Origin of the sequence: Salinisphaera sp. T5B8 (assembly GCF_040361255.1) — a bacterium.
GTDB lineage: Bacteria > Pseudomonadota > Gammaproteobacteria > Nevskiales > Salinisphaeraceae > Salinisphaera.
The window spans coordinates 134,458-160,544 of record NZ_APNG01000005.1 but is presented as its reverse complement, the minus strand read 5'-3'; the positions used below and the strand labels follow the sequence as shown (position 1 = coordinate 160,544).

Below are 26,087 nucleotides of genomic sequence, written 5' to 3'. Positions count from 1 at the left end.
CGTCTAGATACGCAATTAATCGCCCCATAACGGCAACAGATGGACGCTGCCCAGCGGCCCGGCAAGCGCCATCCCCAGCAACGCGAGCCCGGTATGACGCGCGCTCAGCGGCCGGGATTGGCCGAACCCGCCATCGAGCAGACGTGTGGTCACGACCGTCAGGCTCAGAATGGCGATCAGTCCCATCCAGCGCGCATAGTCGATACCGAAACAGAACAGGGGCAACACGGCCAGCGGCGACAGGATGAACGGGTCGGCGCTGCGCCCGTTGGTACGGGCAAAGCCGATCACCACGGCTACGGCGGCTAACACCAGGGCGGCCATCACCAGCAGCTCGGCCGCGCCGAACAGGCCCTGGTCGAGTCGTGCGAGTACATAGTGCGGGTTGTCGAGCCCGCTGCGTAGCCAGACATTGAGGGCGTTGTGGTTCGGATCGGCCAGGCGCGTGCCCAGGCTGTCGATCAGCGCCGCGCGGCCGGGTTCATAGCGCCCGGCCAGCGCAATCGTGACAAGCGTTGCAAGCCCCGCGGCGACCGGCCATGCCAATCGGACCACGGCCGTGGCTAACGAGACGGGCCGATAACGCACCCAGGCATGGGCCAGGACCGGTATCAGACCATAAAACAGATAGGCCTCGTGGATGAGCAGGCCGGCCACGCTCACGACCGTGAGCCAGACGATGCGGTTTCGATAGACCAGATACAGACTCAGCGCGAGCAACAACAGATTGAGCTGATCGAGGCGGGCGAAATCGTAGCCGAGGTTCATGAACGTCCACGGCGCGGCGATCCACAAAACGGCCAGCAGGCGGAACTGGTCACGATCCATACGTCTGCGCAGCACGTACAGCAGCCGGGTCACGAGCCCGGCCAGCACGGCGATGACCACCCAGCCGAAAACCACGATCGCCGGCGTGCGCGCGGCCTCGGGTACGGCCTGAAAGAGCGTGCCCACGAGCGCGCGTCGAACAAAGCCGTGCTCGAGATAGTTGATCTCGAAGTGCAGGGCATTGAAGCTGCTGAAACCCGGGGCCGAGGGCGACAGCACAAACTGCACACCAAAGCCCACCGCGGCGAACACGAGCATTGCACCCGGCATCAACGCACCGGCCATGCGCGATCGCGTACCCGCCGGTGAGCCGTGCACCGGCGGCGCGTTGTCGTTCAGGCCGCGCCGCCCAGACTGGTGGGCTGGGCGGTCGCCAGCCGGGCCATGTCGCGTACGGCCACGGTCAGATGGGCATGCGCCGGCTGATCGATGGCCTTGAGCTCGTCCATGCGCGCCGCGATAAAGGCCAGCGTACGGGCATGGGTTTCACGCCATTCGGTGAGCGGATCGTCGCCGGCGAAATCGAGCACCTGGGCGACGATCTGCTGATGAATGCGGTAGCTGTCGCCACGCAGGCTGGTTCGCGCCAGCGCGGCCCAGCGCCCGTCTGCCGGCAAGGCATGGATCGCGCCCTGCAGCCAGTGCACCGACAGCGCGTCGCCGACCGCGAAATACAGCGCGGCAACCGATTCGACATCGCGCCCGCGTTCATCCGCCAGCGATACCACGTCCATGATGCCGCCGCCGGCATCCGCGCTGGCGATCCGGCAGGCAAAGTCGTCGTCCAGGCCGGCTTCGACCCAGGCGCTGCGATCGGCCTGCCAACGCTCGGCATAGCCGCCGACCAGATAGTCGGGCAGACGCGCCAACAGCCGCTGGGCGTCCTGCTGATAGCGTTCGACCAATGACGACAGATCGCCCTGGATACCGGGCGTGCCCAGCCACCAGCTCATCGCGTGCTTGAGCAGGCCGATCACGATCTTGTGCAACGCGTACTGATGCTCGGTGGGCAACTGATTATCCAGCGCCTCGATATCGGTAAACAGCGCTTCGCCGCCCAGCCAGGCATCGGCCAGCACATAGGCACGCACGGCTGCATCCATACGTGCGCCGAACCCGGCCGGCAGCCGGTGGGCCGTGGCGATACCCAGGCGATCGACCATCTGGTTGGTGATCAGCGTGGTGATGAGTTCGCGCTTGAGGCGGTGGTTCAACACCGCGTCCGGGAACTGTTCGACCATGGCCGACGGGAAGCCAGCTTCCAGCAGATGGGCGAACCAGGGATCGTCCGGCAATTCGCTGGCGAGCACGCCATCAGCCAGCGCGATCTTGCTATAGGAAATGAGCACGGCCAGTTCCGGGCGCGTCAGCCCCTGACGATTGCGGGCACGCTCTTCGATGGTTTCGTCGTCAGGCAGGCGTTCCAGGCGCCGGTCAAGACGGCCTTCGCGCTCGAGCGCACGCATGAAGCTCACCTGTTCGTCGAAGCGGGTGAGCCCCTCGGCCTCCATGAGGCTGATCTGCTGGGTCTGCAGATAGTTGGTGGTCAGCACCAGATCGATCACGTCCGGCGTCATCGAGGCCAGTAATGTATTGCGATCCTCACGGGTGAGCGCGCCGCCGGCCTCGACCGTGCCGAGCGCGATCTTGATATTGACTTCCAGATCGGAGGAATCCACACCGCCGGAATTGTCGATGGCGTCGGTATTCAGCCGCCCGCCAGCCAGCGCATATTCAATACGCCCGGCCTGGGTCAGGCCCAGATTGCCGCCCTCGCCGACCGCGGCACAACGCAAATCGCGCCCGTTCACGCGCAGGCCATCGTTGGCCCGATCGCCGACCTTGGCATGGGATTCGGTGCGCGCCTTCACATAGGTACCGATGCCGCCGTTCCAGAGCAGATCCACCGGCGCCTTGAGGATGCGGTTGATCAGTTCCAGCGGACTCAGGCGCGCTGCATCGATATCCAGGGCCGCACGCGCCTCCTCGGAGAGTTCGATGGTCTTGGCGCTGCGATCGAACACGCCACCGCCGGGCGAAATGAGCGTGCTGTCGTAGTCGCTCCAGGCCGAGCGCGGCAACTCGAACAGGCGCTTGCGTTCGGCAAAACTTACCGCTGGATCCGGGTTCGGATCGATGAAGATATGCATATGGTTGAAGGCGGCGACCAGCTTGATCTGCTCGGAAAGCAGCATGCCGTTGCCGAACACATCGCCGGCCATATCGCCGATGCCCACCACCGTGAACGGCTCGCGCTGAATATCGCGGCCCATTTCCCGAAAATGACGTTTGACGCCCTCCCAGGCGCCGCGCGCGGTTATACCCATGGCCTTGTGGTCGTAACCGGCCGAGCCGCCCGAGGCAAAGGCATCGTCAAGCCAGAAACCATAGGCCTGCGACAGGCCGTTGGCGATATCCGAGAACGTGGCCGTGCCCTTGTCGGCCGCGACCACCAGATAGGGGTCGTCGCCGTCGCGGCGCACGACATCCTTGGGCGCCTCGATCGCCTGACCGACGCGATTGTCGGTGATATCCAGCAGCCCGCGAATGAATATCTTGTAGCAGGCGATGCCACGGGCCTGGCGCAGCTCGCGCGATTCGTCGGCGGGCGCGTTCTTGACCACGAAACCGCCCTTGGCGCCCACCGGCACGATGACCGCGTTCTTGACCATCTGGGCTTTCATCAGACCCAGCACTTCGGTGCGAAAATCCTCGCGTCGATCGGACCAGCGCAACCCACCGCGGGCGACCTTGCCGCCGCGCAGATGCACGCCTTCCACTTCCGGCGCGTAGACGAAGGTCTCGAACATCGGCAACGGCCGCGGCAGTTCGGGCATCACCGCCGGGTCCAGCTTGATACTGACATAGGGCTTGAATGCGCCCTGGGTGTCGCGCTGGTAGTAGTTGGTACGCAGAGTGGCCTGCACCACGCCATGGAAAGCGCGCAGCACGCGATCGGCATCGAGACTGGCGACATCGTCGAGCAGCTGATCGATCTCGGTCTGCTGCTGGGCATCGTCGGCGCCGGCCTGGCCCGGCTCGAATCGCGCCTCGAACAGGCGCACGAAGCGCTCCACCAGATCCGCATGGCCGGCCAGCTGTTGCTGGATATAGTCGGGCGAGAACGGCAGCTCGGTCTGCAGCAGATAACGGGTGATCGTGCGCACCAGCACGACCTGACGCGGGGTGAAGCCGGCAGCCACGATCAGCCGATTGAGGCCATCGTTTTCGGCCGCGCCCGACATGACGTCGGTAAAGGCCTCGGCCACGTTCTCGCCGCAGCCATTTTCCATCAGCGCCTGGGCATCCGGGTGATCGGCTTCGTATTCGTGGATCCACTGGCGATCCTGGCCGGCGCGTTCGACCCGGTATGGCCGCTGCGTATGCACCGACAAACCGAAATTCTCGAGAATCGGCATGGTCGCCGACAGCGGCGTCTCCTCGCCGCTGCCATAGAGCTTGAGCTGCACGGTATGACCGTCCACGCCGACCACCCGCAGCACGGGCGCGCCGCCGGCCTGGACCGTGGACAGCAGCGTGGCATCGTCGACCGCGGTCTGGGCGGTAAAACGCCCGCGATAGGCGCTGTCGAAGGCCCGCGCATAGGCCGGCATGACCTGCCCGCGCGCCTCGGCCACGGCAGCAAAGCGGTCCGGCCAGGCGCGTGTGGCCGCGATCAACGTCTGTTCGAGCGTCCGGGCGTCGGGCGTATCGACCGTCTCGGCCTCGATGGCGATCTGATAATGAATACGCACCAGCGCGCCGCGCAGAAACTGGGCATCCGATTCCTGGGCGCGCCCGTGCAGACTGCGTTCGAGTTCGGCCTGAATCTGTGCACGCAGGCGGACCGTGTAGCGCTCGCGTGGTACATACACCAGACAGGAATGAAACCGGGCATAACGATCGCGGCGCATGAACAGGCGCAGGCGCTCGGTTTCCCGCATGCCGAGTATGCCCATGACGGTGTTGTAGAGCTCGTCCTCCGAGGACTGGAACAACTCGTCGCGAGGGAAGGTTTCGAGGATGTAGCGCAGGCTCTTGGCGCTGTGCGAGCGCGGACGCAGCGCCGCCCGGGCCGCCACGTCACGCACCTTCTGGCGCAGCAACGGGATCTGACGCGGACTCATGGCATAGGCCTCGCCCGAAAACAGCCCCAGAAAACGATGGGCGCCGATCACGTTGCCCATGTCGTCCATACGCTTGATGGCGATCACGTCCATGGTTTCGGCGTGATGAATCCACGAGCGTCGGTTGGCCTTGGCCACTACCACGATACGCGGCGACTGGCTGTACTTATCCAGTGCCGCGGCCGGCGCCACATAGCCGTCCGGGTCGATATCCTGACGATCCTCGCGCAGCAGCCCGAGACTGGTGCCGGGCATGTCGACCATGGTGTCGGTATCGTCTTCGCCGATCTGCACTTCGCGCTGACGATAGCCCAGCAGCGTGAAATGGTCGTCCGCCAGCCAGCGCAGAAACGCCTGGGTCTGTTCGCATTCGTCGATATCCATGCCGCTGGGCACGGTATCCAGCTCGGCCACGACCTTTTGCAACTGCCGCCGCATCGCCTGCCAGTCGCCGACCACGCGCGCCAGATCGCCCAGGTTACGATGCACGCGTTCGACCAGCGCGTCGCGATCCAGACCGGCGGGGGCGGCGAATTCCAGACGCAGCAACGATTCCTCGTCGCCGTGTTCGGCGCTGTCCGAGGCGCTGCGAATATCGGTGGGCACGCCGGCCGAATCGCGCGTAACGCGCAGAATCGGATGCATCATCCAGTCGATATCGGCCCCGGCCTCGCGCACGGCCATGCTCACGGTATCCACGATAAAGCTCATGTCATCGGCGAGCACCAGCAAGGCCGTATCACAGGCGCCTTCGCTGGCGTCGAGCGCGCGGGTGAGCACGGCGATGTCCTGCTTCCGGCGCGGCTGGCAAAGCAGCTCGAACTGGTCGCAGACCGCGGTGTAAAGCGCCTCCACCGATCGCGCGGCGAGTTCGTCGAGGGTGATGCCTTCGAACCAGGCATCGACAAAGCGCAACAACAGGTCGCGGCGCTCGGCCGGCTCGAAACCGTTCGCCCTTGCCCGCACATCTGCAACTATCGTGGCTATCGTGCTCATTACCCGCCGCCTACACATCTGGGTGGTCGATGCCGCCACCCTAGACCGGGGTGTGCGTCATTCACAAGCACTACGATCAAACCCTGTCCCGCGCCTTACATGGCGCAACATACGCTTGAGCCAACCAGGGCTTCGCCGTACGCGCAAAACACCGCGCACGGACTGCGACAATAGTCTAAGACGCTACCCTAGCGGCCGGTATCAGGCTGGGTTTCCGGGTCGGCGGCCTGGAATGCGGCAAGTGTCATGCAGGCACGATAAACCCGGCGGATGGTCGGGTAATCGCTGAGGTTGACGTCGTAACGGGCCGCCATGGATACCTGGGGCACCAGGCACACATCGGCCAGACTCGGCTTTTCGGTAAAGCAGTAGCTTTGTTCGTCGTGCTCGCGCGCATGCGCGGCCAGAATCGATTCCATCGGCGCGAAGGCCTTGTGAATCCAGTGTTCAAACCATTCGCGCCGTTTTTCGTAGGGCACGTTCATGGCATCGCGCAGATAGCGCAGCACGCGCAGATTATTCAGCGGATGGGTATCCGCAATGGCGATCTGGGCAAACGAGCGAATACGCGCGCGCTCGGCAATATCGCCATGCAGCAGCGGTCGTTCAGGATAGCGCTCCTCCAGGTACTCTAGAATGGCCGACGACTGGGAAATCACCAGGTCGTCTTCGGCCCAGAGGGCCGGGATGAGCCCTTGCGGATTGACATTGAGATAGCTCAACCGATCGCCACGGGTATGGTCCATGTCGGTGAATATCGACTTGTAGGACACACCCTTGTAATTGAGCGCGATACGCACGCGATGCGCGGAGACACTGCGATGGTGCGTGAACAGTTGAAGCATGCCGGTTCCGAGAATGTTGAGCATCCAGACGAATCACGAGTCTAGCAAACCGCGACGTACGTACCCCATGTTGCCGCCCACGCATTCGAACAGGTCCAGCCGATGAGCCAGCCAGGCGACAAGCTAATCGACAAGCCAATCGACGATACCGGCGTATCCCGCCGCGAGCTCGAGCGCAATGTGCTGCTGGTGACCTATATCCTCTACGGGCTGGGCTTTTTCAACGGCATTACCGCGATTGCCGGCGTCATCATCAACCACGTCAAGATGGGCGACTGTCGGGATCGCGTGGCCTATAGCCACCACCGCTGGCTGATGCGCACCTTCTGGTTCACGCTGGCGTGGTCGCTGATCTGTTTCGTGCTGAGCTTCGTGATGATCGGCTTTATCGGCTACGCGATTCTCTGGGTCTGGGGCGTGTATCGCTTCATTCGGGGCGTGCTCGCCTTTGCCGAACACCGCGCCATGCCGGGCATGACGCCGTGAACACGCCCGTCAACGCAGACGCCACGCCGGTGACGATCGGCTATATCGTCGCCGCGGCCATCGTGGCCGCACTCTGGCTCGGGGTCGGTATTCTGCTGCTGCCGGTCATGGCCGTCATCGCCCTGCTGCACTGGTGGGCGGCCGCCGGCCAGGAGGCGCTCGTGGCTTCGCATCATCGCTGGCTGGGCCGCCATCATGCCCTGTCGGTGCTGGCGTTGCTGTTCGTGCTTGTCGCACCGCTGGCCGCCCTGCCGACGCTTTTCACCAGCGCCATGACCGTACTCAACACGCTGGCCTATGCGCCCCATCCGGCAGAGACGCTGGCCGCGGCCTGGCCGGAACTGGGCATCGGCACGCTCATGCTGGCCGTGTTCATTGCCACCGCCGGCTGGCTGCTGGTCACGCTCTGGCTGAGTATCCGCCTGGTGCGGCGCTGGTTGCGCTGGGCGGATCGACGCCCGGCCTAGGCGCGGGTTCGCGCTAAGGCCCGATCACCTGCAAGGCCGTGGCCGCCGCGGCCGCGCGCGTCTCCACGCCCAGCTTGGGAAAGATATGCTCAAGGTGTTTGTTCACCGTGCGCGGCTTCATCGCGAGGATTTCACCGATATCGCGATTGGTCTTGCCCCGCGATACCCAGAGCAGCACCTCGGCCTGACGCGGGGTGAGCCCGAAGCGCTCGACGAAATCGTTGATCGAGGCTTCGTCGTCGAATTCGATGAGCGTGAGTATCCAGCCATCGCCACCCGCGGGCCCGGCCAGCCGGATCGACAACCGCGCCTGGCCGTCGGCGACTTCATAGGGTCTTGACGACGGCTCGGCCTGGCGCATCCAGCGCACCAGCGCGACCGGCAATAAGCCTTGTCGGTCGACACCGAGATAGCGTTGCAGAAAAGCCGCCGCACGCGAGCTGTGCCAACGGACCCGGCCTTCGTGATCGGCGATGATCGCCGCACGCCCGCCCGCATTGACGACCATATCCGCCCGGCGCTGGGCCTGGGCGCGCTTGAGGTGTGCTTCCACGCGCACACACACTTCGTCCGGCTTGACCGGCTTGGTTACATAGTCGGCACCGCCGGCCCGAAAACCCTTGACGATATGTTCGCTTTCGGTGAGTCCGGTCATGAAGATCACCGGCACGCTGGCAAGTACGGCATCCGCACTCATGCGCAGACATACTTCGAAGCCGTCCATGCCCGGCATCAGCGCATCCAGCAGCACCACATCCGGGGTGATCATGCGGGCCCGCTCGAGCGCGGTCGCGCCATCGGTGGCAACGATCACGGTATAGCCTTCGTGATCGAGCACTTCCGATAACAGTGCCAGCGTTTCCGGCTGATCGTCGACCACGAGCACCACGCCGCGCACGAGCGCCGGCGCAGATGTCGTCGGCCAGTCCGTCGTATTGTCGTAAGCCACGCTCATAGGCTGTCTCCCTCGCTCGTCGCGCTCGATGCCGAGGCCACCAGCCGACGCAGGCGATCGAACTCGAACCGGCGTGCGGCCTCTCTCAAGACGCGCGTTTGCGCCTCACCGTCCGGCACGGCACGTTCGATATCGTCGATCACTGCCTGCACCCCGTTCATGACCCCGGTTTCGAGCGCAGCGGATAGCCGCTGCAAAAGCCTTGGCGGCAGCCCCGCCCCGGCCAGGGTTTCGCCATCCTCGGCCCCGCCCACGGCCGGTGGCAGGCGCGCCGGCGACGCCGGTATCCATTCCAGATGCAATAACGTTGCCAGCGTGGATTGCAGGCGGGTGATATCGACGGGTTTGGGCAGGAACGCATCGCAACCGGCAGCCTGGCTACGCGCGACATCCTCGCCGTAGGCGTTGGCCGAAACCACCACGATCGGCGCGCTACACAGGTTGCGCGCGCGGATGAGCCGGGCGGTTTCGAAACCATCCAGGCCGGGCATGGCGACATCCATGACGATGGCATCGGTCTGTTCGGTGGCCAGCCAGTGCAACGCGCTCGCGCCATCGCTGCATTCGTCGATGGCAAAACCCAGCGGTTCCAGAAAATCGCGCAGGATCGCGCGTTGATCGGCCAGATCATCGACCAGCAATACATGCCGCCGTGGCCCGCTATAGCCGGTGGTCGACGCATTCTCGCCTGAATCGGCGCCGGCCAGGCGCTGCTTGCTGCGGGCCAGAAACAGGCGCAGGGTGAAATGACTACCGCCGCCGTCGGCGTGCTTGACCGCCAGTTCGCCGCCCATGAACTGGGTCAGTAGCCGGCAGATGGTCAAACCCAGGCCGGTGCCAGTGGTCAGGCCGCTCAGATCGGCGTCCAGCCGTTCGAACGGCAGAAATATCTGTTCGAGCTTGTCCTCGTCGATCCCCGGACCGGTGTCGATGACCTCGAATGTGGCGACTTCCCAGGCATAGCCGATCCGCAAACGCACCAAACCGGTGCGGGTAAAGCGAATCGCATTGCCGACCAGATTGATCAGAATCTGGCGTAGCCGTTGTTCGTCGCCACGCACGACGGGCGGGATACGCCCGATTCGCTCGATCCGAAAATCCAGGCCCTTGGCATGGGCCTGCGGAGCGAACATGGCATCGATTTGATCGAGCAGTGCCGCGGTATGGATCTCACCGATATTCAGGCTGATGCGTCCGGCCTCGATACGCGCGATATCCAGCAGACCGTCAACCAGCGCGAGCAGATGTTCGCCGCTGCGCTGAATGGTGGCCAGCTTGGCCGACTGGTCGCTTGCCAGGCGATGATCACGCAGCAGCAACTGGGTATAACCGAGCACGTTGTTCAAAGGCGTACGCAGTTCGTGGCTCAGGCCCGATACATAGCGGCTCTTGGCCCGGTTGGCGGCCTCGGCTTCCTGGGTCGCTTTCTGCAGCTTGGCATCGGTTTCTTCATGGGCGCGGATTTCGCGCATGAGTAGCTGGGTCTGGCGCGAGGTTTCCTGCTGGGCGACGGTGCGTGCTTCGCGGGTGAGCACCAGCCACCAGGCCAGCACGCCGGTCAGCGCGGTCATCAGCAAAAAGGTGCGTATGAAGATATCGAACAACAGCGCCGTATCGCTGGCCGATACCAGCGGCGCGACCTGCGCATAGACTGCGACCAGCGCACCGAATACGACCACGCTGAGCAATCCCAACACCAGCCCATAGCGCACCAGTCGCGTATAAAGATGCGGCAAGACCGACTTCGGCAGTACACGTCGAACCACACTCGCGGCCTGGGCCGACACCGTGGCCTGCGGCCGGCACCGATCGCCACAACGCATATCCAGGCTGCAGCACAACGAACAGATCGTGCCGCGATAGGCCGGACACAGCGCCATGTCCTCCACTTCGAAGCGGTTGCGACACAGCACACAACGCGCCTGGGCGGCGCCATCGGGGGCCAGCTGCAGGGGGCTGGCCGGGCGTCGGGCGCGATAGAAGCGCCCGCCGGTCGCCCAGGCAATCAGCGGTGCGATGGTGAAGGCCCCGCCCAGGGCCAGCAGCGGCGCGGCCGCGCGCAGGGCTTGGCCGAACAGGCCGGTATAGGCCGCCAGCGATAATGCACTGGCAATCGCGAGGGCGCCGATGCCGACCGGGTTGATGTCGTAGAGATGCGCACGCTTGAACTCGATGCCCTTGGGCGAAAGGCCGAGCGGCTTGTTGATCACCAGATCGGCCGCCAACGCCCCGATCCAGGCCGCGGCGACATTGGCATACAACCCCAGCACCCGTTCGATCGCGGAGAACACGCCGACTTCGAGCAGGATGAGTGCAATCAGCACATTGAATACCAGCCATACGACCCGCCCGGGATGACTACGCGTGACCCGGGCGAAGAAATTCGACCAGGCCAGCGAACCGGCATAGGCATTGGTGACGTTGATCTTGACCTGGGAGACGATCACGAACGCTACGGTCGCAGCCAGCACCACGCCGGGCGAATCGAACACATAGCCAAAGGCCACCTGGTACATATGCGTGGGTTCGGTGGCCTGTTCGAAGGGCAACTCATGCTGAAGTGCGAGAAACGCTAACAGCGCCCCGCCGAACATCTTCAGGCCGCCCATGATTACCCAGCCCGGCCCGGCGACGATGACTGCCGACCACCAGCGCAGCCGGTTGGCGTGTTTTTTCTCGGGCAGGAAACGCAGGTAATCCACCTGTTCGCCGATCTGCCCAATCAGCGCCAGCGCCACCCCGCAGGCCGCACCGAATGCGCCCCAGCTGAAACTGCCGTCATGCTGGCGGCCGACGAAACCGACGAAATCGGTAAAGGTTTCCGGCCGTTTGAGGGCCACGCAGATATAGGGCAACACCAGCAGCACCAGCCAGATCGGCTGGGTGAACCATTGCAGGCGGTTGATTGCGGTAATGCCGAAGGTCACCAGCGGAATGACCGCCAGCGCGCTGACCAGATAGGCCACCGGCAACGAGACCCCGAAATACATCGAGATCGCCTGACCCATGATCGCGGCTTCGAGCGCGAAGAATAGAAACGTGAAGCTGGCATAGATCAGCGACGTGAATGTCGAGCCGAGATAGCCAAAGCCCGCGCCGCGGGTAAGCAGGTCGATATCCACACCGTAGCGCGCAGCGTAGTAGCTGATCGGCAACCCGACCAGGAATATGGCGGTACATACGGCAGCGATCGCCCAGGCCGCGTTGACGAAGCCGTAGCTCATCATCAGCACCGCACCGATCGCTTCCAGCGCCAGAAACGAAATACCGCCCAGCGCGGTATTGGCGATCCGCAGCTCGGACCATTTACGAAACGTGCGCGCGGTAAAGCGCAGCGCGTAGTCCTCGAGCGTTTCGTCGCCGACCCAGCGGTTATAGGCACGCCGGATCTTGACGATGCGTTGGGGTGCGTTGTCCATGAAACAAGTCGTTCTAAAGCCCGCAACGGGCACAGCAAAAGGCCGATAGCCCGCCTGCAGGAAACGCGCCATTACGCGCGCATGGCGCGGGCCACGGCCACCCAGCATCGGCCGCGTGGCTGCAGCAGGCGAATGCGTCAAATGACGTAGGCCGGTGCGTTGATCGGCGTATGGGCGGCTCGGATGAGACAGGCCAGTCTGAATGACGAGCGAGGCCGCCGGCGCCGATCCGGCTTTACCCGATGGCGGCGAGCGCGGTCTGTTTCGTTACCCAAAGGGAGACTATCGATGAATTTGCATACCCTGAGCCGATCATGGCTCGCCGGCCTGACCGCCGTGACGCTGGGCGCGTCCACGCTGTTCGGCGCCGCCCAGGCCGCGGCACCGGCCACCGACGAGGTCATGACCACGGGTCTGGCCGTGACCGACGACACCGTGAATGTGGGCATTCTGCATTCGCTGACCGGCACCATGGCGATCAGCGAAACCGGCTCGATCCAGGCCGAAAAGCTCGCCATCAAGCAGATCAACGAACAGGGCGGCGTGCTGGGCCGTCAGATCAAGTACACGGTCGAAGACGGCGCCAGCGACTGGCCGACCTTTGCCGAAAAGGCCCGCAAACTGCTCCAGGGCGACAAGGTCGCCACCGTGTTCGGCTGCTGGACCTCGGCCTCGCGCAAGGCCGTGCTGCCGGTGTTCGAACAGAACAACGGCCTGCTCTACTACCCGACCTTCTACGAAGGCCTGGAGCAGTCGCATAACGTGTTCTACACCGGCCAGGAGGCCACCCAGCAGATCCTGGCAGCCCTGAACTGGGCCAACAAGGAACTGGGCGCCAAGACGTTCTATCTGGTCGGCTCCGACTATATCTGGCCGCGTACGTCCATGAAGATCGCACGCACCCATATCGAGAAGCATCTCGGCGGGCGCGTGGTCGGTGAGGACTACTACCCGCTGGGCAATACCCAGTTCGGTTCGCTGATCAACAAGATCAAGCTCAAGCGTCCGGACCTGGTCTTCGCGGCCGTGGTCGGCGGCTCCAACGTGGCGTGGTTCAAGCAGCTCAAGGCGGCCGGCATGACCGCCAAGCGCCAGCCCATGCTCACCATTTCCGTCACCGAAGACGAAGTGCTGGGTATCGGCAAGCAGAACGTCGAAGGCTTTTACTCGTCGATGAAGTATTTCCAGAGCCTGGATATCCCGGCGAACAAGGACTTTGTCGCCGCATTCAAGAAAGAGTACGGCGAGGACGCCGTCATCGGCGACGTGACCGAATCCGCCTATCTCGGCCCGTGGCTGTGGAAGCGCGCGGTGGAAAAAGCCGGCAGCTTCGATGTCGACAAGGTGGTCGCCGCCTCCGACAACATGGAATGGAAGACCGGCATGCCGCACGGCTATACCAAGGTCGACCCCAACCACCATCTGTGGATGCGCACCCGTATCGGCCAGTGGGGCAGCGACGGCCAGGCCAAGGTGGTCTGGGAATCCGACGTGATCGAGCCGAACCCGTTCCCGGAAGGCTACTAGGCCAACCCCTGACCGCTTGAGCAACACGCGTCTGCCGGGGCATCTCAGCGCCTCGGCAGACGCCCAAGGGAGCAACCATGGGCGACTTCACCGCACAGGAATTGACCGCAATCTTTGTGATGCAGGGGTTTTCAGGCCTGAGCCTGTTCTGCGTCTTTCTTCTCATGGCCCTGGGGCTGGCGATCATCTTCGGCCAGATGGGCGTGATCAACATGGCCCACGGCGAATTCCTGACGCTGGGCGCCTATATCACCTATCTCGTGTCGTACCAGGCTGCCGAATGGGGCGCGACCGCGCTCACCTGGTACTTCCCGGTCGCCATCGTCGCGGCCTTTATCGGCACGTTCGCGCTCGGCTATCTGGTCGAGCGGTTCATGATCCGTTATCTCTACAACCGACCGCTGGATACGCTGCTGGCGACCTGGGGTCTGGGCCTGATTCTTCAGCAGGTGTTTCGCTCGGTCTTCGGCCCGCGCGAAAAGACCGTCACCATGCCGGACTGGCTGCTGGGCTCCTACCGCGCCACCGACATGATCGATATCCCGCTCAACGGGCTGTTCATTCTCGCGATCACGCTGGTACTCACGATCGCCCTGTTTGCCCTGCTCTATCGCTCGCGCTGGGGTATCAAGGTACGGGCGACCACCCAGAACCGCAGCATGGCGAATGCCGCCGGCATCAATACCGACCGCGTCGATCGCATGACCTTCGCGCTGGGCTGCGGCATCGCCGGCGTGGCCGGCGCGGCATTTACCACCATCGCCTCCACGGGCCCGACCACCGGCTCGCTGTATATCGTCGATACCTTCCTGGTGGTCGTATTCGGCGGCGCGGCCAGTCTGCTGGGCACCGTGGTATCGGCATTCGGCATCGCCCAGTCGCAGTCGATCCTGTCGTTCTTCTGGTCGGGTTCGATGGCCAAAGTCTTCACCCTGCTCACCGTGGTCGTGATCCTCATGCTGCGTCCGCAGGGCCTGTTCGCCAGCAAGGTGCGCCGCTAGGCGGCCCGGGAGAGTCATCGTGCAACGTCTCATCAAGGCATTCGGCGGCACATCGGCATTGATCCAGATTGCGGTGATCGCCGCGATTCTGATGGTGCTGCTGCCCGCCACCACCGAAATCTTTCGTCTGAATCTGTTCGGCAAGTATCTGACCTATGCCTTCGTGGCCGTCGGTCTGGTGCTGTGCTGGGGCTATGGCGGCATTCTGAGTCTCGGCCAGGGCGTGTTCTTTGGCCTGGGCGGCTATTGCATGGCCATGTTCCTCAAGCTGGAAGCCTCCACGCCCGAAGCCACCAAGATCCAGACCACACCGGGCATTCCCGACTTCATGGACTGGAACCAGCTCACCGAACTGCCCTGGTTCTGGGAACCCTTCCACAGCTTCGCGTTTACCGTGTTCGCGGTGATCGCGGTGCCGGCCTTCTTCGCCTGGCTGATCGGCTATGCCATGTTCAAGCGCCGGGTGGGCGGTGTGTATTTCGCCATCATCACCCAGGCGATCGCGGTGATTCTGACCATTCTCATCGTCGGTCAGCAGGGCTACACCGGCGGCATCAACGGCATTACCGACCTGCGCACGCTGCTGGGCTGGGATATCCGCACCGACGGCGCGAAATACATCCTCTACTACGCCTGCTGTATTGCCCTGCTGCTATGTCTTCTGGTGGGCAATTTCATCATCAACAGTCGCTTCGGGCGCCTGCTCATCGCCATGCGCGACCAGGAAGACCGAGTGCGTTTCTCCGGCTACGACGTGGCCAACATGAAGGTGTTCGTGTTCGTCATGGCGTCGGTGTTCGCAGCCATTGGCGGGGCGTTCTTCACCCTGCAGGTGGGTTTCATGTCGCCCACCTTCATTGGCGCGGTGGCCTCGATCGAAATGGTGGTGTTCTGTGCCGTCGGCGGGCGTCTGTCGATCGTGGGTGCGGCTTGTGGCGCCTTCATCGTCAGCTGGGCCAAGACCTCGCTATCCGACAGCTTCCCGCAGATCTGGCCGGTGGTCATGGGGGCGTTGTTCATCGGCGTGGTCATGTTCTTTCCGCGCGGACTGGCGGGCCTCGTGTCCGACTACGGCACGAAGCTCATGCCGGGGCGTAAATCCCAACGCCCGGTCAAGCCATCGACCAGTGCGCAAGACACCGCCAAACCGTCATCCACCGGCGCCACCGCCCAGGAGCAAGCCTGATGAACAACGCCATGATTCTCGAGGTCGAGGACCTCGGCGTGTCCTTCGACGGCTTCAAGGCGATCGATGCGCTGAACTTCTATGTCGAACGCAACGAACTGCGCGTGGTCATCGGCCCGAATGGCGCCGGCAAGACCACCCTGCTCGATCTGATCTGCGGCAAGACCCGCGCAACCAGCGGCAAGATCAAGTTCAAGAACAAGGATCTGACCAAGCTTTCGGAGCACCAGATCGTGCATGCCGGCGTGGGCCGCAAGTTCCAGACGCCGTCGATCTACGAAAACCTGACCGTCCGCCAGAACCTGGAGCTGTCCTCGCCGGGCGGGCGCACCGTGCTTTCCAGCCTGTTCTTTCGGCGCACGCCCAAGCTCGTCGCCCGTATTCAGGAAATTGCCGAGACCATCTATCTGGTCGACGAACTCGATATGAGCGCCGGCCTGCTCAGCCACGGCCAGAAGCAGTGGCTGGAAATCGGCATGTTGCTCATCCAGGACCCGGAGCTGCTCATGCTCGACGAACCCGTGGCCGGCATGAGCGTGCCCGAACGCGAAGCCACGGCCGCCCTGCTCAACCGCATCAAGGAAAACCGGGCCGTCATCGTGATCGAACACGACATGGATTTCGTCAAGGACATCGGTCGCAAGGTGACCGTGCTGCATCAGGGCAAGATCCTTGCCGAGGGCCCGATGGAGAAGGTGCAGGCCGACGAACGCGTCATCGAAGTCTATCTAGGCCACTGAGGACATCATCATGCTCAGCACACAGGATCTGCGCGTCAGCTACGGCATGAGCGAGGTCATCCACGGCATCTCGTTCGACGTGGGCGAAACAGAAACCGTGGCCATCATGGGCCGCAACGGCATGGGCAAGACCACGCTGTTCAAATCGCTTATCGGCATCATGCCCGCCAAGGGCAGCATTCGTATCGGCGACGAGGACGTCGGCAAGCGCCAGCCCTACGAACGCGTGCAACGCGGGCTCGCCTATGTGCCCCAGGGGCGGCTGGTATTCGGCACCCTGACGGTCGAAGAGAATATCGCCGCGGGTCTGGAAGCGACGGGCCGGCGCAAGATCCCCGGCGATATCTACGACCTGTTCCCGGTATTGCGCGACATGCGCCGCCGCAAGGCGGGCAACCTCTCTGGCGGCCAGCAGCAACAGCTGGCCATCGCACGAGCGCTGGCGGCCGACCCCAAGGTGCTGTTGCTCGACGAACCCACCGAAGGCATCCAGCCGTCGATCATCAAGGATCTCGCCAAGACGCTCAACGAGATCAAGCGCACGCGCCAGATCAGCATCGTGGTGTCCGAACAGGTGTTGAGCTTTGCCACCGCGATCGCCGACCGGATGCTGGTGCTCGACAAAGGCAAGATTGCCCACGAAGCGGCGGGTGACGAGATCGACGCCAAGCAGATCAGCCGCTACCTGACCGTCTGATGTGCGGCCTTGCGACCAACACGGCGTTACGTCATCCAACGTATTGCCGCGAACCCGACCGCATTCAAGACTGATTCCCGACCCACGCGAGCCGCGCTCGCACCGTTGAAACCGTTCGCAGGAGAACAACGCCATGACCGATACGCTCATCAAGGTCGATCTCGACACCCCGGCCACCCAGAACGAAAAGGTGCACAACCGCTGGCATCCGGATATCCCCATGGCCTGCTGGGTGAACCCGGGCGACGATTTCATCCTCGAAACCTACGACTGGACCGCGGGCGCGATCGCCAACGATGACGATGCCTCGGACGTGCGCGACGTGGATCTGTCGACCGTGCATTACCTGTCCGGGCCCGTAGGCGTGAAAGGCGCCGAAGCCGGCGATCTGCTCGTGGTCGACATTCTCGATATCGGCGCCCTGCCCGGCGCGGAATGGGGCTTCAACGGCTTCTTCTCCAAGCAGAACGGCGGCGGCTTTCTCACCGAGCATTTCCCGCATGCCCAGAAATCCATCTGGGATTTTCACGGTCTTTACACCACCTCACGGCACGTACCGGGCGTGAATTTCGCCGGGCTCATCCATCCGGGCCTGATCGGCTGCCTGCCCAGTCAGGATCTGCTCGATACCTGGAACACGCGCGAACTCGAGCTTATCGCCACCGATCCCGAACGCGTGCCGCCGCTGGCCAACCCGCCTGTCGCCGAAACCGCGCATATGGGCGCGCTCTCGGGCGAAGCCCGCGACAAGGCCGCAGCCGAAGGTGCACGCACGGTGCCGCCGCGCGAGCATGGCGGCAACTGCGATATCAAGGATCTGTCGCGCGGCTCGAAGGTCTATTTCCCGGTCTATGTCGACGGTGCGGGCCTGTCGGTGGGCGATCTGCACTTCAGCCAGGGCGACGGCGAAATCACTTTCTGCGGCGCCATCGAAATGGCCGGCGGCTGGGTGCACATGAAAGTCGAGCTGATCAAGGACGGCATGAAGAAATACGGGGTCAAGAACCCGATCTTCAAACCCAGCCCGATCGTGCCGACCTACAACGACTACCTGATCTTCGAAGGCATTTCGGTCGACGAATCCGGCAAACAGCATTATCTGGATGCCAACGTGGCCTATCGCCAGGCCTGCCTGAACGCGATCGAATACCTCAAGAAATTCGGCTATTCCGGCGCCCAGGCGTACTCGATTCTCGGCGTGGCTCCGGTCCAGGGTCATCTGAGCGGCGTCGTGGATATTCCCAACTCCTGCGCAACGCTCTGGATTCCGTCGGAAATCTTCGACTTCGACATCATGCCCGGCGCCGACGGCCCGACGAAGTTCCTCGACGGCAGCGTCGACATGCCCATCGCCTACGACCAGTAGGAGATTCGTCATGCCGATGTACGAATACGCCTGTCACGACTGCGGCACCTTCAGCGCCATGCGTCGCATGGCCGAATGCAGCCAGCCCACCGACTGCCCCGACTGCGGGGCAGCCTCGGCACGCATCATCTCGGCGCCGCGCCTGTCGCTGATCTCAAGCCACGCCCGCGTGGCGCACGAGACCAACGAACGCAGCGCCGATCGGCCGCATACGTCCAAGACCTATGACAAGCGCCACCCCGCGGGTTGTGGCTGCTGTTCGAGCAGCAGCCGCAAGAGCAACACGGGCGCCCCACCGGCGATCAAGACCAAGACCGGGCCCCGACCCTGGATGATCAGCCACTAGGGCCTGGCACAACGATTGCTCCCGGCGGCGTCGACCGTTTCCGAACGGCGGCGTCGCCACCTTTTCAGATCCGCGTCGCTAGAACCGGCGCGGTCAACCGGAGAACCGAATGCGACACGGAGATATTTCCAGCAGCGCCGATACCGTCGGCGTGGCGGTGGTCAACTACAAGATGCCGCGCCTGCATACCCGCGCCGACGTGCTCGACAACGCAAACAAGATCGCGGACATGATCCAGGGCATGAAGATTGGCCTGCCCGGCATGGACCTGGTGGTCTTCCCCGAATACAGCACCATGGGGATCATGTACGACCCGGACGAAATGATGGACACCGCTGCCACCATTCCGGGCGACGAAACCGCCGTATTTTCCGAAGCCTGCCGCCAGGCCAATACCTGGGGCGTGTTCTCGATCACCGGCGAGCGCCATGAGGATCACCCCAACAAGGCGCCCTACAACACGCTGATTCTGATCGATAACAAAGGCGAAGTCGTTCAGAAATACCGTAAGTGCATTCCCTGGTGTCCGATCGAAGGCTGGTACCCGGGCGACAAGACCTATGTGGTCGAAGGCCCCAAGGGGCTCAAGATCAGCCTGATCATCTGCGATGACGGCAACTACCCGGAAATCTGGCGCGACTGTGCCATGAAAGGCGCCGAGCTGATCGTGCGCTGCCAGGGCTATATGTACCCGGCCAAGGAACAGCAGATCATGATGTCCAAGTGCATGGCCTGGGCCAACAACTGCTATGTGGCCGTGGCCAACGCCGCCGGCTTTGACGGCGTGTATTCCTATTTCGGCCATTCATCCGTGATCGGCTTCGACGGCCGGACGCTGGGCGAATGCGGCACCGAGGAAAACGGCATTCAGTATGCCCAGCTGTCGGTTTCGGCGATTCGCGATGCCCGCGCCAACGACCAGTCGCAGAATCATCTGTTCAAACTGCTGCACCGTGGCTACAGCGGCACGAACGATTCCGGCGAAGGCGACAAGGGCGTCGCGGATTGCCCATTCGAGTTCTATCGCAGCTGGGTGCTCGATGCAAAACAGACCCAGGCGAATGTCGAAGCCATGACCCGCAGCACCGCGACCACAGCGGATTGCCCGGTCGGCACGCTCTCGCATCCCGAGGTGGAAAAAGAGGCCGGCGCCTGAGCCGAAGCGCCCTGTTCGCTGCCCGTGCCCGTACTGCGTGACAACGCGGGCATGGGCAGCAGCAGAAGGCAGCCGCTGTCATGCCGTTCATCAATGACATGCTCACCGACGGCGAACGCAGGCCACGCCCTGAGCAGACGTTGGCCAATCCAAGTTCGCGTTTTAAATTCGAGCCCGCGGCGGTCATGGGCCTGCTGCGCGAACGCATCGTCGGTCAGGACTCGGCCCTGGAGACGATCGAGACCACACTGAAAATCATCAAGGCCGATATCGGTGATCCGGAACGTCCACTGCACGTCGGCCTGTTGCTGGGCCCGACCGGGGTCGGCAAGACCGAACTGGTACGCGTGCTCGCCGAAGCCATCCATGGCCGGCGCGATGCGATCTGCCGCATCGACATGAACACACTGGCCCAGGCGCACTATGCCGCCGCGCTGACCGGCGCGCCGCCGGGCTATGTCGGCAGCAAGGAAGGCACCACCCTGCTCGATGCTGACCAGATCGCCGGCCATTTCAGCGCCCCCGGTATCGTGCTCTTCGACGAGATCGAGAAAGCCGATGACTATGTGCTGCGGGCATTGCTCAACGTGTTCGACACCGGCTGGCTGACACTGACATCCGGTGCAAAGCGGATCGATTTTCGCAACGCGCTGATCTTCATGACCAGCAACCTCGGCGCCCGTGAGCTCGCCGCGCATCTTCATCGCATGCAAAAGGGCTGGCGACGATTATTGCCATCTTTTTCACGCCGGCGCCTGCACGACATCGTCGATCATGCGCTCACGCAACGATTCGACCCCGAGTTCGTCAACCGTATCGATACCGTCAGCCGGTTCGACGCGCTGGAATACGACACGCTCGATACGCTCATCGATATCGAACTGCGCAAGCTCAACAGCCGTCTGGCCCGTATCGGTCAACGGGCCGAACTCGACGCCTCGGCCCGTGCGCTGCTTCGAAAGCGAGGCTTCGATCGCCGCTACGGCGCCCGCGAAATGCGCCGGGCGTTTCGCCGTCATGTCGAACTGCCGCTGGCCGAAGCCTTGGCTGACGCCGACCTGCGAAAACGCGACGCCAACTCGCTACAGACCCGCTATGGCCGTGCCTATAAAACGGATCAGCTGAAGTTCTATAGCGACGCGACTTCTGACCGTTCTTAAACCGATTTTAAGAATGCGTCATTTGACTTATATCAGGGTGTTACCGAGACGTTCCCATTAACAATTATTGGCGCGCTTCGTGCTTTTTAATGACCGGGAAACCCGGTTTCGGGTCGTTTTCAATCGGACATTTTTCAGGGAGACACATGAACACCAAAGTCACCACCTCGCTGGGCTGCGCGGTCGCCGTGCTGCTATCCGGCGTGAGCCCCCTCGTCTTCGCACAGATGGGTGAAGACACCCCCCATACTGCGCCCAACAGCGATTCGCCCTCGCAGGCCCAGTACGAAGCCGCCACGCCAACGGGGCCTGCGGACAAGATCCATGGCTCGGTAGGTCTGGACTTCGCCTCGCATTTCGTATCCTACGGCGGCGATGTCTGGGGCGGCGGTCATGATTTCTATGGCTCGCAATCCACCAAATTCGCCTATATCGATCTCGGTGCCGATCTGCCCAACGGCTTCGCGCTCACCTTCGGCGCGTGGAGTGATATCAACAACAACGCCGATGAAGACACCATCGGCGGCAATATTCAGGAAATCGACGTCTACGGCGGTCTGACCTATACCACGGGTGCGGTCACACTCGGCGCGATCTACCAGCAGTGGTATTACGGCGGCGATACCGAGCGCGTGCTCGATTTGAGCATCGGCTACGACGACAGCGCCCTCTGGGGCGGCGATTTCGCGCTCAACCCGAGCTTTTTGACCCATATTCGTGTCAACGGCCAGGAAGGCCAGGACGACGGCGCCGTATTCGTCGGCGCGATCGAACCCGCCTTCGATCTGGTCGATAGTCCGAGGACACCGGTCACCCTGTCGATTCCGGCCAGCATCGGTTTCATGACCGACGACTTCCAGGGCGGCGACAGCGGCTTCGGCTATGCCTCGATCGGCGCAACCGCGAGCATGGGGTTGGGCTTCATCCCCGCGGGCTACGGCGATTGGTCGGTCGCTTTCAATACCACCTACTACCACACCGATGAAGACGTCATCCCGGGCAATCCGGAAGACGACTTCCTCACCGGTACGGTAAGTATCGGCATGGCGTTCTAGCCCACCAAGAAAATCAGCTACGACAGCCGGCTGCAACGGCCGGCTGTCGCTTTCAAACCGACCATTGCGACACAGGCCAGCAGATCGCCGCGACACCGCCCGTCGTTAAGCAACCGGCATTTGCGCCGATAACATGGCTACGACCATGCATGGCAGGTGCGTAGAACGCCGGCCGCGCTGTGTTAACGTCCACCCTTTAATTTTAACGGGCAGACAACCGGTTGAGGACGTTCGACCGTCGGCGAGCCAGCGTACGACACCCGAACCGCACGCCAGAACGACCAACGCCGGAGCCCGTGCCCGATGGCCCGTCAAGGCCATCCGTTCACTGGAGGGCGATCCATGGCCCAGGTCACAGTGGGCAGCCTGAGCGATCCAGGCCGCCTCGCAGAAGATTTCGAACAGGTACTCGAACGCCTGGAAGCCGCGCGTTCCTTTGGCAAGGCGATGCAGCAGCAGCAACTGCTCGCCCGTGCCCAAAAACTGCTCAGAAGCCGCGAAGGCGTGGGTCATCTCTATGCCTATGCGCCGCGCTTCGGCGCGGCGGGCGTATTCGCCAATGGCGACTGGGAAAACCCGGAAGCGCTCCAGCCCGCGCTGGTCAGCACCACCCTGCGCGCCGGCGGTGTCAACGCCACACTGGAATGCTTGAGCGAACTGCGCATGCTGGCCATTGCCGAGCAGCTTACAGACGCCCAGACCATGACGCCCGACCAGGCCCGGCGTTTTCTGCAACAGATTCTGGCCAGCAATCTCGATCTGCTTTTCCCGGTGGCCACCGAAGAAACCCGCGAAGCCGATCCCGCGGCCGCCGAGCGCGTCAAGAACCTGTTCGAATTCATCCTCGATCGCCTGGGGGCATCGGCGATTCTGGATGCGCTGGTCTACGAAGCCGAGCGCGTACTGCTGCAACGCCCGATCATGGTTCAACGCGTCGAGGCGCTGCTGCGCGCAGCCGATCGCGCCACCACCGAACTCCCCGACGACGACCCGTCCGTCGCGCGTGCACGCGAATGGATGCACGCGCTCAACGGCCCGACGCCGCTATCGCGTATCGGCACGCGCGAGGATTATGCGGCCGCGCTCGAACAACTGGATATTAACGCCCTGGCCGAAGAGGCCAACAATTTCGGCCAGGCCATGGCCCGTACCGGGCTGGTATCCGCCCAGCATGCCGACCTGTTGCGGCATCTGGTCGATAATGCCCCGGAACTGGTTGGCCCGGCGCTGGCCCTCAACGCCGTCGGCAAGGTCAGTCTCGGCGCCCATCAGACGCTCATATCGGACATCATCCGTTTCGCCATCTGGCGCGAAACCGCGCGCTCGATCTACGGCCTGTCGAAACTGCTCGAACAGGGCATGACCTTCATTCGCCCGGTGCTGCCGGGGTTGCGCCGTCTGATGGTGCTGGCCATTCATCCAACCGTGGCCGAAAACCTGCGGGCAGCCAGCGAGTGGCAGGATCCGCCCGATGCCAACGTGCTGCTGCTTGCCGGTACGCTGTCGGTACTGGGCCAGCCGCGCGGCGTCGACCAGGGCCACAATCCGACCTGTCAGGCCGCACGTGCGATCAGCCTGTGGGCACAGAACGATGTCGGCTATCTGCTGGAGCTGATCGCCTTCGCCGCCCGCGAGAACGAACTGCTCATGCATTTCGAAGGCCAGACCATTCGTTCCAGCGAGCTGTCGTTCGGCTTGGCCACCACCCTGCATACCGAGCTCGACCCGGTCTCACTGCTGCTCACCCCGCATCTCGACCGTATCTATATGGAAATGAGTCGGCGCACCATCGGGCGTGAAGGCGATGGCCACCGCTGGGTCAACCCGGAACTGCACGGCTGGTGGGTACACCGCGGGTTTGGCGAACTGCTGGATACGAACACCGGTGATGTACATGGTTTCGACGCATTCGTGCGCGATTTCTATGCCTCCTACCATCCGCTCTACAACGGCGGTCGGGATCTGGTCTATGCCCAGCCCTGCGGTATCGCCACCACCAACTTCAACGCCGAACTCGTCGGCTGGCATGCCATTTCCATTCAGCGTGTGGCCTACGATCCGGCCGGCGAGTGGCGCGTGTATTTCTTCAACCCCAACCGCGACAAGGGTCAGAACTGGGGCCAGGACATCGTCACCTCGACGCACAGCCACGGCGAGCTCGAAGGCGAATCCTCGCTGCCGTTCGAACAATTCACCTCGCGGTTGTATGTCTATCACTACAAGAACCGCGAAATCGGCGATGCCGAGGCCGTGCCCGACGAAGCGGTCGCCCGCATCCGTACCCTGGTCGCCGAGGGCTGGGCCGCTGGCCGCGGCTGGCAGGACTAGGCTTTAGCCGGGCTCGAGACCGCGGATCACGCACATGAAAAAGGCCGCATCGGTTAACCGATGCGGCCTTTCTGATTATGCGGCACAACGGCCGCAAGCCATCAGGCGCGACTAGACATAGAAGTCCAGTTCTTCCTGATGCTTGAGCAGATCACGCAACTGATGCGGATTGTCGCCAAAGAAGAACACCAGCCCCCAATGGGTACCGAAGGCGGTGCGCTTGGTGACCGTATCCTGCAACGGTGCAGTCAGCTCGTGGAAATCGAAGTACGGATGCTCTTCGGTTTCCTTCGGGATTTCGAGCTTGCTGACCACACGCTTGCGCGGATACACGCCAAAGCAGCCGGCATAGCCCTTGGCATCCTTGACCGGCTCGGGGAAGAACGCGTCGATCTCGTCCTGCTTGGTCTTCGGATCCATGACCAGGATCGTGGCCTGATAGGCGTTGAAGCCGTAGGCACGCTCGATGAGTTCGAAGGCCTTGAAGCCCGGCGGGCGATAGGCGACTTCACCGAAGTACATGGTGCCATCGGAGGTCACGAAGTACTCGGGGTGGATCTGGCCGAACTTGATATCGAAGGTCTTGATGAGCTTCTCGATCTGTTCGGTGATCGCGTTACGCCAGCTCTCCAGCTCCGGCGTGGCCGGCACAAATACCGAGTAACCCAGGGTCACGTACTCGGAGATATTCAGGAACTGGATCTTGCCGTCCCAGATCCAGGCTTCGACCGCGAATTCCCAGCCATCGAGATGGCTTTCCATGAGCAGCGGATATTCGCTGTCCGGAATGGAATCGATCTCTTCGGCCGACTTGATCATGCGATGACCCAGACAGCCGGCCTTGTCGAAGGCCTTGAGATGGATCGGATCTTCCGGGTCACCGTCGAGCTTGAGCAACGTCTGGTTCACGCGCTTGAAGAAACGATAGACGTCGTCCTTTTCGTGCGCTTCCTCGAAAATGCCCACGCGAATGCCGCCGAGCTGGGCACGGCGTTTCATCAGTGCCTTGTCACGGAACAGTACAGCCTGACCGTGCAGGCGCGGGTTGTCCATGAGCACCGAGTTGATGGCGCCGGCCCATTCCACCGTTTCCTCGAACAGCGGAATGGCGACGTCGACGCCCTCTTCCTTGAGCTTTTCCGCGATTTCCATCGAGCGGTCGTTCAAACGCTCGAAATTCCACGGAATATACGGGATATCATGTTGTTTACAGTAGTCTTCTGCCCAATCCGGGGCGACGACTACATAGCGCCGATCAAAACGATCCGCCGCTTCGACTGCGCCTAGCGACCAACCCAGCAGGGCCACATAGCCCTTTTCGGGATTCTTCTCGGCCATAACCACTCCTCTTGAGGAAAATACCCTATTGACTCTAGCATAGTAACTTGTGAGTCCAAGCCGG

At 62.8% G+C, this 26,087-nt stretch carries 19 protein-coding genes; 13 read left to right on the top strand and 6 right to left on the bottom strand.

Translation table 11 applies throughout. The features are described from left to right. Window positions 1–15 precede the first annotated feature (15 nt). The 3 genes from T5B8_RS06440 to maiA form a co-directional block, all read right to left on the bottom strand. Window positions 16–1,113, bottom strand: a complete 1,098-nt coding sequence (locus T5B8_RS06440) for a hypothetical protein (protein WP_353177233.1) — start codon at window positions 1,111–1,113, stop codon at window positions 16–18. Between the two features lie 50 nt (window positions 1,114–1,163). Next, on the bottom strand, window positions 1,164–5,951 hold the full coding sequence (locus T5B8_RS06435; protein ID WP_353177231.1) for an NAD-glutamate dehydrogenase: 4,788 nt from the start codon (window positions 5,949–5,951) through the stop codon (window positions 1,164–1,166). A 188-nt stretch (window positions 5,952–6,139) separates the two neighbouring features. Continuing rightward, entirely contained in the window at window positions 6,140–6,796 is a 657-nt protein-coding gene (gene maiA, locus T5B8_RS06430) for a maleylacetoacetate isomerase (RefSeq protein WP_353177229.1), read from the bottom strand. Window positions 6,797–6,898: 102 nt separating this feature from the next. Here maiA and T5B8_RS06425 point away from each other — a divergent pair, with 102 nt between their 5' ends. Both T5B8_RS06425 and T5B8_RS06420 read left to right on the top strand, forming a co-directional pair. Then, a complete protein-coding gene (locus T5B8_RS06425) occupies window positions 6,899–7,282 on the top strand; it encodes a DUF4870 family protein (protein WP_353177228.1) in 384 nt (127 codons plus the stop codon). Next, the gene (locus T5B8_RS06420) at window positions 7,279–7,749 is read left to right on the top strand and encodes a hypothetical protein (protein WP_353177226.1); all 471 of its coding nucleotides are present in this window, start codon (window positions 7,279–7,281) and stop codon (window positions 7,747–7,749) included. The genes T5B8_RS06425 and T5B8_RS06420 overlap by 4 nt, the downstream gene beginning before the upstream one ends. 13 nt (window positions 7,750–7,762) lie before the next feature. Here T5B8_RS06420 and T5B8_RS06415 read toward each other — a convergent pair whose 3' ends face one another. Beyond that, entirely contained in the window at window positions 7,763–8,704 is a 942-nt protein-coding gene (locus T5B8_RS06415) for a response regulator (protein WP_353177224.1), read from the bottom strand. Next, complete coding sequence (locus T5B8_RS06410) at window positions 8,701–12,123, bottom strand: ATP-binding protein (RefSeq protein ID WP_353177222.1); 3,423 nt, start codon at window positions 12,121–12,123, stop codon at window positions 8,701–8,703. The genes T5B8_RS06415 and T5B8_RS06410 overlap by 4 nt, the downstream gene beginning before the upstream one ends. A gap of 288 nt (window positions 12,124–12,411) precedes the next feature. On the opposite strand from T5B8_RS06410, the gene urtA reads away from it, so the two are divergent. The 11 genes from urtA to T5B8_RS06355 all read left to right on the top strand — a co-directional run bounded on the left by urtA (window position 12,412) and on the right by T5B8_RS06355 (window position 24,685). Beyond that, window positions 12,412–13,650 carry an urea ABC transporter substrate-binding protein gene (gene urtA, locus T5B8_RS06405; RefSeq protein ID WP_353177220.1) on the top strand — a complete coding sequence of 413 codons (1,239 nt, stop codon included), beginning with the start codon at window positions 12,412–12,414 and terminating at the stop codon, window positions 13,648–13,650. A gap of 77 nt (window positions 13,651–13,727) precedes the next feature. Continuing rightward, window positions 13,728–14,651 (top strand): urea ABC transporter permease subunit UrtB, encoded by a 924-nt coding sequence (gene urtB / locus T5B8_RS06400; RefSeq protein ID WP_353177218.1) that lies wholly within the window; start codon window positions 13,728–13,730, stop codon window positions 14,649–14,651. 91 nt (window positions 14,652–14,742) lie between these two features. Continuing rightward, window positions 14,743–15,837 carry an urea ABC transporter permease subunit UrtC gene (urtC, locus tag T5B8_RS06395; RefSeq protein WP_353177340.1) on the top strand — a complete coding sequence of 365 codons (1,095 nt, stop codon included), beginning with the start codon at window positions 14,743–14,745 and terminating at the stop codon, window positions 15,835–15,837. Further along, window positions 15,837–16,577 (top strand): urea ABC transporter ATP-binding protein UrtD, encoded by a 741-nt coding sequence (gene urtD / locus T5B8_RS06390; RefSeq protein WP_353177217.1) that lies wholly within the window; start codon window positions 15,837–15,839, stop codon window positions 16,575–16,577. Before urtC ends, urtD begins: the two co-directional genes overlap by 1 nt. A 10-nt stretch (window positions 16,578–16,587) precedes the next feature. Then, entirely contained in the window at window positions 16,588–17,274 is a 687-nt protein-coding gene (urtE, locus tag T5B8_RS06385; RefSeq protein ID WP_353177216.1) for an urea ABC transporter ATP-binding subunit UrtE, read from the top strand. Between the two features lie 133 nt (window positions 17,275–17,407). After that, window positions 17,408–18,640: a formamidase gene (fmdA, locus tag T5B8_RS06380; RefSeq protein ID WP_353177214.1), complete on the top strand. Its 1,233-nt coding sequence runs from the start codon at window positions 17,408–17,410 to the stop codon at window positions 18,638–18,640. 10 nt (window positions 18,641–18,650) lie between these two features. Further along, a complete protein-coding gene (locus T5B8_RS06375) occupies window positions 18,651–18,986 on the top strand; it encodes an FmdB family zinc ribbon protein (protein ID WP_353177212.1) in 336 nt (111 codons plus the stop codon). A 109-nt stretch (window positions 18,987–19,095) separates the two neighbouring features. Then, a complete protein-coding gene (locus T5B8_RS06370) occupies window positions 19,096–20,142 on the top strand; it encodes an aliphatic amidase (protein ID WP_353177211.1) in 1,047 nt (348 codons plus the stop codon). Window positions 20,143–20,222: 80 nt separating this feature from the next. Beyond that, window positions 20,223–21,302, top strand: coding sequence for an AAA family ATPase (locus tag T5B8_RS06365; RefSeq protein ID WP_353177209.1), 1,080 nt, complete (start codon window positions 20,223–20,225; stop codon window positions 21,300–21,302). Window positions 21,303–21,448: 146 nt separating this feature from the next. Continuing rightward, window positions 21,449–22,357, top strand: coding sequence for a hypothetical protein (locus T5B8_RS06360; RefSeq protein WP_353177207.1), 909 nt, complete (start codon window positions 21,449–21,451; stop codon window positions 22,355–22,357). A 342-nt stretch (window positions 22,358–22,699) separates the two neighbouring features. Next, window positions 22,700–24,685, top strand: a complete 1,986-nt coding sequence (locus tag T5B8_RS06355) for a hypothetical protein (protein WP_353177206.1) — start codon at window positions 22,700–22,702, stop codon at window positions 24,683–24,685. Between the two features lie 111 nt (window positions 24,686–24,796). On the opposite strand, the gene T5B8_RS06350 is transcribed toward T5B8_RS06355, so the two are convergent. Beyond that, on the bottom strand, window positions 24,797–26,023 hold the full coding sequence (locus tag T5B8_RS06350; RefSeq protein ID WP_353177204.1) for an ATP-grasp domain-containing protein: 1,227 nt from the start codon (window positions 26,021–26,023) through the stop codon (window positions 24,797–24,799). Window positions 26,024–26,087 lie beyond the last annotated feature (64 nt).